The organism is Pseudoalteromonas sp. SG44-17, from assembly GCF_014164235.1.
In the GTDB taxonomy this organism is placed as follows: domain Bacteria; phylum Pseudomonadota; class Gammaproteobacteria; order Enterobacterales; family Alteromonadaceae; genus Pseudoalteromonas; species Pseudoalteromonas rhizosphaerae.
On record NZ_JACJEV010000020.1, the window covers coordinates 76961 to 88121 of the forward strand.

20 protein-coding genes are annotated in these 11161 nt (G+C 37.4%); 18 read left to right on the forward strand and 2 right to left on the reverse strand.

What is annotated here, in order from left to right:
• Nucleotides 1-14: 14 nt before the first annotated feature.
• The gene (locus H5182_RS14595; RefSeq protein WP_182760215.1) at nucleotides 15-980 is read right to left on the reverse strand and encodes an integron integrase; all 966 of its coding nucleotides are present in this window, start codon (nucleotides 978-980) and stop codon (nucleotides 15-17) included.
• A 229-nt stretch (nucleotides 981-1209) separates the two neighbouring features.
• Here H5182_RS14595 and H5182_RS14600 point away from each other — a divergent pair, with 229 nt between their 5' ends.
• From H5182_RS14600 to H5182_RS14665, 14 genes are all read left to right on the forward strand, one after another.
• Nucleotides 1210-1521 (forward strand): SMI1/KNR4 family protein, encoded by a 312-nt coding sequence (locus tag H5182_RS14600; protein WP_259398313.1) that lies wholly within the window; start codon nucleotides 1210-1212, stop codon nucleotides 1519-1521.
• A 135-nt stretch (nucleotides 1522-1656) separates the two neighbouring features.
• Nucleotides 1657-2325 (forward strand): hypothetical protein, encoded by a 669-nt coding sequence (locus H5182_RS14605; protein WP_182760217.1) that lies wholly within the window; start codon nucleotides 1657-1659, stop codon nucleotides 2323-2325.
• A 114-nt stretch (nucleotides 2326-2439) separates the two neighbouring features.
• Nucleotides 2440-2757 carry a hypothetical protein gene (locus tag H5182_RS14610; protein WP_182760218.1) on the forward strand — a complete coding sequence of 106 codons (318 nt, stop codon included), beginning with the start codon at nucleotides 2440-2442 and terminating at the stop codon, nucleotides 2755-2757.
• A gap of 121 nt (nucleotides 2758-2878) precedes the next feature.
• Entirely contained in the window at nucleotides 2879-3172 is a 294-nt protein-coding gene (locus H5182_RS14615; protein ID WP_182760219.1) for a hypothetical protein, read from the forward strand.
• 111 nt (nucleotides 3173-3283) lie between these two features.
• Nucleotides 3284-4258 (forward strand): DUF4917 family protein, encoded by a 975-nt coding sequence (locus H5182_RS14620; protein ID WP_182760220.1) that lies wholly within the window; start codon nucleotides 3284-3286, stop codon nucleotides 4256-4258.
• Nucleotides 4259-4365: 107 nt separating this feature from the next.
• The gene (locus tag H5182_RS14625) at nucleotides 4366-4605 is read left to right on the forward strand and encodes a hypothetical protein (RefSeq protein ID WP_182760221.1); all 240 of its coding nucleotides are present in this window, start codon (nucleotides 4366-4368) and stop codon (nucleotides 4603-4605) included.
• A 100-nt stretch (nucleotides 4606-4705) separates the two neighbouring features.
• Entirely contained in the window at nucleotides 4706-4915 is a 210-nt protein-coding gene (locus H5182_RS14630; protein WP_182760222.1) for a hypothetical protein, read from the forward strand.
• A gap of 61 nt (nucleotides 4916-4976) precedes the next feature.
• A complete protein-coding gene (locus tag H5182_RS14635; protein ID WP_182760223.1) occupies nucleotides 4977-5369 on the forward strand; it encodes a hypothetical protein in 393 nt (130 codons plus the stop codon).
• Nucleotides 5370-5467: 98 nt separating this feature from the next.
• A complete protein-coding gene (locus H5182_RS14640) occupies nucleotides 5468-5743 on the forward strand; it encodes a hypothetical protein (protein WP_182760224.1) in 276 nt (91 codons plus the stop codon).
• Nucleotides 5734-6249, forward strand: coding sequence for a hypothetical protein (locus tag H5182_RS14645; protein ID WP_220497094.1), 516 nt, complete (start codon nucleotides 5734-5736; stop codon nucleotides 6247-6249). Before H5182_RS14640 ends, H5182_RS14645 begins: the two co-directional genes overlap by 10 nt.
• 118 nt (nucleotides 6250-6367) lie before the next feature.
• Nucleotides 6368-6862, forward strand: coding sequence for a hypothetical protein (locus tag H5182_RS14650; protein ID WP_182735402.1), 495 nt, complete (start codon nucleotides 6368-6370; stop codon nucleotides 6860-6862).
• A 76-nt stretch (nucleotides 6863-6938) separates the two neighbouring features.
• Nucleotides 6939-7481 (forward strand): hypothetical protein, encoded by a 543-nt coding sequence (locus tag H5182_RS14655; protein WP_182735403.1) that lies wholly within the window; start codon nucleotides 6939-6941, stop codon nucleotides 7479-7481.
• Nucleotides 7482-7602: 121 nt separating this feature from the next.
• On the forward strand, nucleotides 7603-7824 hold the full coding sequence (locus H5182_RS14660) for a hypothetical protein (RefSeq protein ID WP_041408593.1): 222 nt from the start codon (nucleotides 7603-7605) through the stop codon (nucleotides 7822-7824).
• A gap of 86 nt (nucleotides 7825-7910) precedes the next feature.
• Entirely contained in the window at nucleotides 7911-8222 is a 312-nt protein-coding gene (locus H5182_RS14665; protein ID WP_182760226.1) for a hypothetical protein, read from the forward strand.
• Nucleotides 8223-8374: 152 nt separating this feature from the next.
• On the opposite strand, the gene H5182_RS22390 is transcribed toward H5182_RS14665, so the two are convergent.
• Nucleotides 8375-8503, reverse strand: a complete 129-nt coding sequence (locus tag H5182_RS22390; RefSeq protein ID WP_259395715.1) for a hypothetical protein — start codon at nucleotides 8501-8503, stop codon at nucleotides 8375-8377.
• A gap of 216 nt (nucleotides 8504-8719) precedes the next feature.
• Here H5182_RS22390 and H5182_RS14670 point away from each other — a divergent pair, with 216 nt between their 5' ends.
• The 4 genes from H5182_RS14670 to H5182_RS14685 all read left to right on the forward strand — a co-directional run bounded on the left by H5182_RS14670 (nucleotide 8720) and on the right by H5182_RS14685 (nucleotide 10812).
• Nucleotides 8720-9280, forward strand: coding sequence for a hypothetical protein (locus H5182_RS14670; RefSeq protein WP_182735404.1), 561 nt, complete (start codon nucleotides 8720-8722; stop codon nucleotides 9278-9280).
• Between the two features lie 81 nt (nucleotides 9281-9361).
• Nucleotides 9362-9778, forward strand: a complete 417-nt coding sequence (locus tag H5182_RS14675) for a hypothetical protein (RefSeq protein WP_145241528.1) — start codon at nucleotides 9362-9364, stop codon at nucleotides 9776-9778.
• A 133-nt stretch (nucleotides 9779-9911) separates the two neighbouring features.
• Nucleotides 9912-10292 (forward strand): hypothetical protein, encoded by a 381-nt coding sequence (locus H5182_RS14680; RefSeq protein WP_149982881.1) that lies wholly within the window; start codon nucleotides 9912-9914, stop codon nucleotides 10290-10292.
• On the forward strand, nucleotides 10252-10812 hold the full coding sequence (locus tag H5182_RS14685; protein WP_259398314.1) for a hypothetical protein: 561 nt from the start codon (nucleotides 10252-10254) through the stop codon (nucleotides 10810-10812). The genes H5182_RS14680 and H5182_RS14685 overlap by 41 nt, the downstream gene beginning before the upstream one ends.
• Nucleotides 10813-11161 lie beyond the last annotated feature (349 nt).

The window sequence follows — 11161 nt, forward strand, 5'->3', positions numbered from 1 at the left end:
TAGGTAATAAGAACCTAAAGTAGCTGCGACAACGGGCTTTTTACGCCACTGGCACCACTGTTAAGTACATGCGTATAAATTTGCGTGGTGCGAACATCGCTATGGCCGAGTTGTTCTTGCACGGTGCGTATATCTGCACCTGATTCAAGTAAATGGGTAGCGAACGAGTGCCGTAGTGTATGGCAGGTAACATTTTTTTGAATTTTTGCCAGCTTTGCTGCCAGCTTAATTGCTTTACGAACCGTTGTTTCATCAATATGGTGGCGTCGCAGCTTTTTACTTTCTGGGTCCATGCTTAACTGGGCAGAAGGAAACAAATATTGCCAGCTCATTTCATAAGGAGCCGCTGGGTATTTTCTAGCTAGTGCATTCGCAAGCCAGACACCGGCATAGTCTGTTGCTTGTTTGTCTCGTTGCCAGTAGTCATTTACCAAGTGACTTTGGCTGCGCAACAACGGCAGTAGTTCGAGTGCTAATGTTACTCTGCGGTTTTTATTGCCTTTGCCCTGCCAAATCATTAATGAGACATAGTCATAATCGACATCTTTTACCCGTAGCCTTACAGCTTCCATTAAACGTAGACCACTACCGTAAAGTAACTGAGCGATAAGTTTATACTTTGGATCCATTGCCAATAATAAACGCTGCATTTCTTCACGGGTCAGTACTACAGGTAATTTAGGTGGCACGAGTGATTTATTAAAATTCATCTCAAGTGATAACGGTCGATTAATAATATGACGGTATAAAAATACCAAAGCATTTAAAGCCGTTACCTGAGTTTTCATTGCAACATTACGCTGATTACTTAAATAAGATAAGAATTGCTCAACCTCCGACTCTGCCAATTGCGCTGGATGTTTTTTAGCATGGTATAAAATATAAAATTTTATCCAATATTGATAAGTGTCTATAGTGCGCTTGGCATAACGACGCGTTGTCATAAAATCACGGATGGATTCTAAAAATACAGAAGCCATGATCTGCTCCAGTCATTTCTGTATATATAAACAGTATTTGTGTTTGGTTTTTTTTCAACAACTCGCGGGATTATTTCTTGTATTTTACAACAACAAAAAAACAACAAATATAAATCCCTTGATTTACATTTAGATACAGAGTTAGACTGAAAGTATTAAAAAACTCGAAGGATTTTCTGTCTGCAACTTGTGGGTTTAGATCCTTTGAATAAGCTGTTAAATGGCACCCATGAATATCGAAGATCTTAAGAAAATACTGAGACTGTGGATAGAAGACGGATTCGTCGAAGGTGAGCTTTCTGTTGAGCCAGAATATTATATTCTTTGGCGGCCGGAAGAGCTTGAAGAGTTCAATCGAGATTATCAATTATCTGAATATGCGCCTGGTTTTATAACCTTTGGTGGCAATGGTGGCGGTGAACTTTTTGTGGTCAATGAGAGTGGCGAGGTATTTTACATACCAGCTATAGGCATGGCTCCTGACACTGCAATTAAAATTTCAGATAACCTTCAGCAATTTAGAAGTTGCATGAGAAAATGAGTTTGCCAAAGCCATTTAACAAACGCGTCAAATGCGACGCTCGTACCTCGCGCGCTTTACGCGGGCGTTAGGCATATAGTCAATTGTGACGTTTGTTTCTAGAGGGAGTTAACAATTTTAAATCGTAAAGCGCTAATGTTAATTGTTGCTCTAATTACTAGTTTTGCTAGTAAATTGTCCGCTGAAACAATCTTATCTGTATCACACTGTAAATATATTACGGTTAAAGAAGATATACTCTCATTAAGTGTCCCTATTAAAGAAGAGATAGATGCAATATTTTACTGTCCTACTTCTAAACAGGAAGAATTAACTCTTCAGAATGTATGGTCAGCCGTATCTGCTCCCAGAAAAACGTCTCGTGGGAATTGCCAGATTACAAAATATGCTCTAGGAAAAGATGATACAACTGATAAAAACCTATGGTCATCTTCAATTCGTAATACTTGCCCAAGAATTAATGAAAATGAATACGTATCCCTTTATTACCTTCCCCGTGAATACAACAAGGATTTATTTTTTGATAATTTAACTAACTTTATATCAAAATTAAACGCCAATGAATTTGAAGTAATTAATCGAATTCCTTTTTATTCTTTATGGTTTTGTTCTGATTGTAAGGAGTTTAGAAATGCTATCCCTAATTCAACGTTTGTTGTTAATAGTATAGGTTCAAGTATTAACGATCCATTTAGTATTTTTGTGTCATCCAAAGAAACCCCACATATCCGTTGGATATTACATCTTTCTGTTGAAAATACGGGTTTGTTTATAAACAATGTTATAAAGTATGATGGAAATTAAATATGCCTAACAAGCTAATTAATAAGGACAAAAAACAGTTGGCTGTTTTCGTTCCTCAACATTTTAGCCAACAATTTTTTGCCCATTATTAGGGCGTTATGTGCCTAGGGTGATATGAAAACACTGATTTCAATTTTACTTTGTTCTTTGTTGGCTGCGTGTGGTTTCCAATCTATCAAATTGGTGGGTTATGGTAAAAAACTCGATATTCCTGTCTATGAGGCCTGTTTCTTTGATAAATTTGAAGAGTATCGTTCATTAACTAGTTATTTGCTCTCCGTAGAAGTAGAAAAAGCTGAAGGGCAAATTACTTACTATGAATTAACAATTGATGGTACAAATACAGAAGACCCAAGTGAGGTGTTTACACCTAAGTCTTTCAAGGAATCAAAAGAATTTATGGAAAATATAGTTGATGAGTGTTCTGCTTAAGGCGGTACATAACAATGCAAATTAAAAGCGCGGACAAAAAACAGTTGGCTTTGTTCGTGCCTCACAAATCATAGCCAACTATTTTTTGCCGTTTATTTGCGGCGTTATGTTGCATAGGGATATGATCGAAACTTTCAAGAAAATCAGTTTTATTACGGTCTTGAGTACATTAGCTGTAATGTTTGTGCTTCTTCTCTCTGATGCACCGTATGCAATGTTAAGCGTAAATGTTTTTTTAGTATTGTGGAGCTTGGATAAAGTTTTTTTGTGGTACTTTAATTTTGATTTCGGAATCGCAAATCAACTAAAAATTAAAAAAGAAGCTCCTAAACTACTAAGGCTAGTAGGTCTCATATTTGTTCTATTTATTTTATATATTGGTGCAAACGGTATATTGGAGTTGTCTGCAACATAACAAGCGCATTAAGAAACGGACGCAAAACACTTGGCTTGCGCTCGTCCCTCGCTAATTTTAGCCAAGTATTTATGCGCCGCTTATGCGGGCGTTATAACTCAAGGAGTAGTATTGAAATCATTTGCGCAAGTCCTCGAAGAAATAGAAGATAAAGAGGTGAGTCTGTTATTAGGTAATGGTTTTTCTCAAGCTTGGGATTACAGTATCTTTAATTACAAAAATCTACTTACTTCAGCAAATTTTGGTTCTAGAGATCAAGCAATAAAAAGTATTTTTCATAAGTTGGGTACTTACGACTTTGAAGCTGTCATGCAAACAATGATTTCTAGTATCTATGTCAGCCAATCATTTAATGACTACCCAACTTTTGTAAAAGGTATTCAACTTGATGCTGAAAAACTTAAATCAACACTTGTTACAACTATTGCAGATACACACCCAAGTGTTCCAAGTAGTATAACTAATGAACAATATAAATTAGCCAGAATCTTCCTAAGATCATTTAATAATATTTTTACTTTAAATTATGACTTGCTGATGTACTGGGCTAGAAATATGAATGAATTGGAGCCTGATAATTTTACAACCGATGATGGGTTTCGAGGTTATCGTACGTGGACTGGTGAAGAGGCCGATCAAAATGTATTTTTTCTTCATGGTGGCCTCCATCTTTACGATGAGGGTGGAGTAATTAAAAAGCACGCTTATACTGAGTATGGCGAAACCATCATCGATCAAGTGAAAGCGAATTTGGATAAAAACAATTTCCCGATTTTTGTTGCAGAACCAAATTATCACAAAAAATTAGATAAAATATTGCACAATCCATATTTAAATTATTGCTACACGCAATTAGGTAAAATTAGTGATTCACTTGTAATTTACGGACATTCAATGGATGAAACTGATACACACATATTTGAGAAAGTTGATCGAAGTGGTGTTACAGATGTATATGTGAGCATATATGGAGACGCTAACTCTAGAGACAACAGAAGAACAAAAGCAAATGCACTTTCATGTTTTAGTTCATGTACCGTTCATTTCTATCAGGCAGAGAGTACACCTATATGGAATGAGTTATAACAAGGCACTTAAACGGAACTAAAACAGTGGGTTAGGTTTCGCTTCGCTACACATTATAACCCACAATTTTAGTCCGCTTAGTGCGGCGTTAGGAAGCCAGTGAAGTAATGGAGCTACATTTAATCTATACAGAAACCAATGTTGTGTTGTCAAAAAAACATTATGATGATTGGATGCAAATTCAAAAAGAGTACCCTGATTACAAGGCATCATTAGGGCCTTGGAGTTTGGATGAAATGATTGACTTCCTCAATGATGAATATAGCAATCTTGTTCCAATAGCCGATATACAAGTAAACGAATTTTACGTTGGTGACAACATTACAAAGGAGCTGTCATGGTCGTAAGACAAGGCATTCCTAACAAGCCAAGTCAGCGGGAATTTTACTCGCTGAAAAACACTCATAAAATCCCCTGCTTGGGGCGTTATATGCCTAGGACGATTTGATGTTATCTGAACCATACAATACATTTTTGGTGATATTTATTTGTATTTTAGCTGCTTTGCATTTTAGTGGAAAACTTGGAATTGCAAACAAATCGCCAACGTTAAAATATATGAATGAAAAATATCCTAAAGTGCTCAGGTACTTAACTGGTTTATTTATATTTGTTGCAGTAGCTAAGAGTTTTATTTTGGTGATAAATGGCATATAACAAACAAATTAGGGCCGACGCGCAAACAGCGCGCGCCGCCTATTCGAAGCGTTAGGCAATCATGAAATTTATCGCAAGCAATGGAAATGGTTGGGTAGAAATTCTGAGCTTCTCTGACGAGCACGGATATGAATCATTTTCGCTAGAATCTCACATTGACCTTGGTCACAGCCAATTTAAGGCTAGAAATAGCGATTTATGTTTTCTTAATTGGCCAGAGTTTTCAAAAGATCTTAACGATTTCATCCTTAATAGATCTATCCAGCCCCAGTTGCTGGGCACCTACGATAGTTACGTGAAACTTCATTCTAGCGGTAATTCTGTATACTTGGATTTCTGCGTAGGTAGCGCATATTGTGGTACAAGCACCCTAGAATATAGCTCAAAGGGGGCGTTCGAGGTTTCACAAGAACATTTTTCAAGCGCTGCGGCAGAGGCTGCAACTTATGCCTAACAAAAACAATCAGCGGAACGGTTTTAAGCTGCTTTCGCTTAGCTACATCAACTTAAAACACGTCCGCTGTTGTTGGCGTTATGTTTCAAGAGGTTGTTTTGTCTAATATAACTGAAGAAGTTATTTTGCGAGGTACTTGGAAGTATGCGGACGTTGTTTTAAAAGACGTTGTAATCGTTAAAAGTAACTTCAAAGCTGGTTCAGGAGATTATCAAGACTGTGCTGATATTAGAGACGACCAATTTGGCATATTTTATGGAGTTCGTGTGGGCGAATATTTAAATAAAAGCCCCTTCCATGGTGGAGGCTATTTCACATTAGAGGAAGCTAAAGAATATGCTAGTAAAGTTTGTTCGGGACTTGAATGGCTATGAAACATAACAAAAAAATTAAAGCGGACATTGCCAAGAGCGGGCAACGCTGCTTAATTTGGCGTTATACGTACTCGGAATATGCCGTGAATTTCAAATTAAGTTTAAATAAGTACATTAATCTGTCTGATAAATGGCTTACAAAGTTTGTTTTGGTGTGGTGCTCAGTTTCACTCGTAATAGGCTTGTATGCCATTGACGATTTAGCTCTAGCTATTGCAGCACCATTAATGACGCTTTTTATGTATTTTGCAGCTATGGCAATGCTTATATTTGTAATTGGCTTTCAAAGAATAAATCCATTTAATTCGCCTAACTCAAAATTTGTAGAGTATGCGACTATATTTTTTTGGGGTTGTGGTATTTTAGGATTTATAAGCTCTTTAATGGCAGGTATATTTCAAACAACTGGTATTGATAATTCTAAATACTTTCTTATCGTAGCTTCAGCATTTCCTTTAGGTATAGCGTTAGGCGCAACAAAGGAATGGAAAAAGCTCAGCTTATGAGTCAGGTACGTATAACAAGTCATTAAAGCAGGACAAAAAACAGTTGGTTTTTGCTCGTGCCTCGCTTATTTTAACCAACTATTTTATTGCCTCTTAATGAGGCGTTAGGGGCTTTCGCATGGCAAATAGGGAATATATGAGACTATTATTTATTATCGTACTTTCATTCGGCTTGTTCGGGTGCATGAATCCAGCTGCTACTGGACCTTTGTTCACAGGTTTAATGCCAAGTAATCAAGATAAAGCACTGATCTACTTTTACCGGCCACTAGAACATGATGGAGGTACGGTTTGCTTGAAAGTCTTATTAAACGACATCGAAAAAGGATGCCTTGGTACAACAGGGTTTCTCGGATTCCATGCGAAGGCTGGCGAATACCATATTAAAATAAAGCCAGATGCTTTTCCGGTGCACACACTTTTAGAATTCGACGTGGCGATTTCCCCCAATGATAAGCGTCTTTTTAAAATCACTATCGCAAATTCAAGAGACGTCCCAAAAGATAACAGCGCTTCAAGATATACAGCTGGAGGAACTTGGTTTATAAAGGAATTGCCTTTTAGGTTTGCTGAACAAGAACTTTCTAATTTAAATGAGTCAATTGGCCCCTAACAAACCAATTATTCCGACCTCAACTTGCTGCGCTCGTTTCGGCGGCATATTGGGGCGTTAGAGCTACAAGGAAATTATGAGTAAATTTAAACTATTTTTTGTTCTTTTAATTTTAGGGCTTACTGGCTGTGTTAATCCTCATGTTAAACCTAAATTATCAGCTACGGAATTAACTAATGGCGGCATCGCTTATTTTTCAACTGCTTCAATTGAAGAGTGTACTGTACATAGTGTTTATTTGGCTCTTAAAAAAGAATCTGATGAACAAATATTAAATTTAGCTAAATCGCAGTTTTTTGTAACCAATCGATATGTAGAAAAAGACTTCCCAGAATCGAGAGGCTTGTTTCAAATTGTATCATTGCCTGCCGGATCATATGATTTTTGGTTCGAGCAAAGGCATCCAATGTTAGATGTAGATTATGAAGAAGTTTTATCTCCATTTAAAATTGAAAAAGGTGAAGTAAAATATCTCGGTGAAATACGAGTAGATGGTTGTCTCGATATAGCAGTAAACATCGGAGATCAATATGATAGAGATACAAGTAAACTCAGGTCGCTTTATCCTGATATAGGTCAATTAAAACCATCAAAAGAGCTCATAAAACTCAAGGAGTAATGTAGCTATAACAAGCTGTTAAACAAGGACAAAAAACAGTTGGTTTTTGCTCCTTCGTCGCTTATTTTAACCAACTATTTTATTGCCTGTTAACAGGGCGTTATATGCACTTGGGCTTCTGATGAATCAGTACTCTGTTGTTAAAATTAAGTCTTTGAATAAAAACTTTAAATATAATGAAGGTAGCTTTGGATCAAGATCTCCTCGTGTTGGTGACATTGCAACAATCGTTGAGGTTTACGACAGTGCATTTGATCTGGAGTGTAGTGACGAAAATGGTTTTACTCTCTGGTTAGAGATATTTGAACCAAGTGACGCTGAATTGGAGTTGGTGTGCATATAACAAGTCAATTATGTTCGCCCAACAAGTTGGGCTGGGACGCGCAAACAGCGCGCGGCCCATATTGTAGCGTTATACGAAGACAGGTTATGGATATTTCTGAATATTACAAAAAGGCTCAAAATATAGAGGCAAGAATTGATGGCGGGATTCCGTCCTTGCGTGCTGCGCTTAATTACGATTCAGATAGTGATCACCCATCATCATGGGTTCCAAAAGTACAGGATGCCTTAATTCAGTTTTTCAAAGAACACCCAAAACACGAGTTGGCCGATGAGATATTGGGACTACACAGTCAAGGAGCTATAATGGAGGTTCGGTCTGACTCTAGCCTTCCAATATGGGTTGTCTATATTTGTCTTGCTGTTGGTTTATGTTTGGGGTGGATGATTTGGGCGTAGTATCGTATAACAAACGCAGTCTGTCGGAACGCCTTTTCGTTCCTTCGTCACTACAAGGCGTCCGCAGCTGCGGGCGTTAGGGTTTTCTCAATGTTCAAGCGTATACCGAAACAATGGAGTGAATATCGGCGACGAAATTGGATAGCCTTAGCCTATTTAATATTTGGTCTTCCGCTCAACTTTGCGATTGCCGCAATTCTAAGTAATTTTATAAGTTCGGCAATCGTTGCTGTTTTAGCTTTTTTACTTTGGGTGTTTTTCTTAGGTAGATTTGCTTTCAAAATTACTCGTTTTCCATGTCCTCGCTGTTCCTTACCGTTTATCGCAAATCAAAATGTTTCATTTGTTAAAAAACGATGTTGTAATAACTGCGGGCTTGGGTTGTATGAAAAGCCCTAACAAGTCGTGAAAGCAGGACAAAAAACAGTTGGCTTTTGCTCCTCCGTCGCTTATTTTAGCCAACAATTTTTTGCCTCTTAACGAGGCGTTAGGGATACATGATAAAGATTGCACTCAACGTTACCATTTCACTTTACTTTCTTGTGTGGCTTTTCATATTTTCCACCGGAGGAGGAACCTATTCTGATTCTAATAAGGAAAGTATCGAGCAGAGTATTCGCTATTATCATAGTATTCGTGATGATTTAAACTTAATGGTAAATTACGTAAACGAATTTAAAGCTGATAAAGCTTTATTTCCTAGCGAATCAGAGCTAATTGGTTGGGTAGAAGCAAACCAACAAATTGAGAACTATGTGAAAAATTTTCACATAGAGTTCTTTCTGGGTGATTACCCATCTCATGTAGTAGATGAGCTTGGATTTCCAGATGAAAATTCATATGTTATTTCGTTGTGGACTGGAGATCAGCATTTATACTATGCATCATGGCTAGAATTAAACAGCGCAGATGTCTCAGTGGAAGAATTTGGTATTGCTCGCTCAAATTCAGGTATACACGTTTTATTTTCTTTATTGTTGCTTCTTGTACTTAATCTATATATACGCAAAACAGAGAAAAGTATGCCTAACAAGAGAATAAATAGTGATTCTCTTTAGTTTGTCATTTTTAGTTGCAAACAGCGCAATAAAACTGCCAAACTAGCTCACACATTATTCAGGCGTTTAGTGCTAAAAAATATGAGTGCTATCGAATATACAAATGATGGATTCAGGCTGTCTCTTGAGCCACTAGAGATTGAGGGGCGAACTAGTTCTATTGCATTTTCTATTGAAATAGAACTTAAAACCAAACCGGATGACAACCCTCTTTCCCAAAGCATGAAATTTAACTATCCTCATGTCTGGATTGAAACGGATGAACTTGATCGGTTTGAGAAAGAATTAAGTCAGATTCAAGAAGCAACACTTAGAGATATGAGTGATTATGTCTTATTTGCAGTACGTGGGTCGGATGCATCCACAGAATTAGAAATAAATCCTAGAGATGAGCGCATGTCGTCAAGCGCAGCAAATATCAACTCCATATTGTTGTTGGCTCCACGGGTCAAGAAGGGGCTGGCTAATACATTTAAAGAGTATCCCAAATGGTGGTGAAAGCACTTATCAAAAGGCTGCACCTGACATTTTTTGCTACGCTCAATTGTGTATGTCGCGTAGCTCAATTTTACACAATTGCTCAACGCTAAAACTGCAGGTGAGCTTGGCGTTAGCACTCAAGGATAGAACTGTGAATTTTTTAAGCTTGGATTCCATTATTGATACCTCACTCAACGATGATTTGTATCTACGAGATGGTTCCTGGAAAATTGTTAAAGGCTTAAATTCAGAAACTGAACAATGGTTAGATTTAGCTGCATTTACAAAAGTATTTACTGACACTCCTGAATTTAAAAATGCTGAATCAGTTTGGGCTTTCGAGATTTTCGAGCGGATTTATCATAAGTTAGGAGAACCCAAGCGTTTGAGTGATTCTTTCCAATTCACTATTGAGTCATTTTTTGAATTTCAGAAATCTACAGAAATACTAGAGTTGTATCTTGTCCCTCAAAATTTAACTTGGGTTTTTTATGCCAATAGAGATAATTGGAAATATGCAATTAAGTGCTAACAAAAATATCATGGTGGGAATTTTACTCGCTGAAAAAGCGCTCCTAAAATCCCCATATGTTAAACGTTATGTGCCTAGGTTGAGTATGAGAGTATTTATAGTTGTTTTTGCTGCGATGATATCCAGTTTTGCTCACTCAAACTCTGAGTTAGATGCCGAAAATGAGGGAGAGGCAGTTGGAATAATATATGGCTACATTAAAAAAGTAGATGTTATAAAGTTCATGTGCGAACGGAAAGCACCTGAAAAAGGAGCGCTACTTTCAGAAGCTATTGATAAATGGAAGACTCGAAATAGTTCTGCGGTTGCTAATTTAACTGACGGGCTAGATAGAACTCCAATAGATATGCGTGAACAGCTATTTGAAATGGCAAAGCAAGTTTCAAGAAATAAGATCATTCTATTTAACAAAATGAGTCAGTCCGAAAAAGAAAATACTTGTGCCTCATTAGCTGAACATTTGAATTCTGATTCTTACAAAAATGAGTACCCAATTGCCTATAAGCTCATGAGTGAATAGGTACATAACAAGCTCCTTAAACATCGCGGCCTGCGGCCGCTGGACTCGCAATAAGTTGCTCGCCGTTTAGGCGTGCGTTCAGGCTGTAGAATTACTCATTTAGGAACTGGTTCTACACAATTAACTTGATTGTTTTTTAACCTTTAATTGAGTTGGTTACTGTGATCTGATAGATATTATTCACCCACGGTAAATTGTTATGGCTCTTTCGTTGGGTAAGGAGTCAAGCCTGACTTATCCTGCCAAAATAAATTCATTCCAATCAATTTTGCTGAGCAAATATTGCCAGGTACATTTGAGTATGCGCTTTGTTATATTGTCGAAAATAAACTCGATTTGTCGGGCTTTG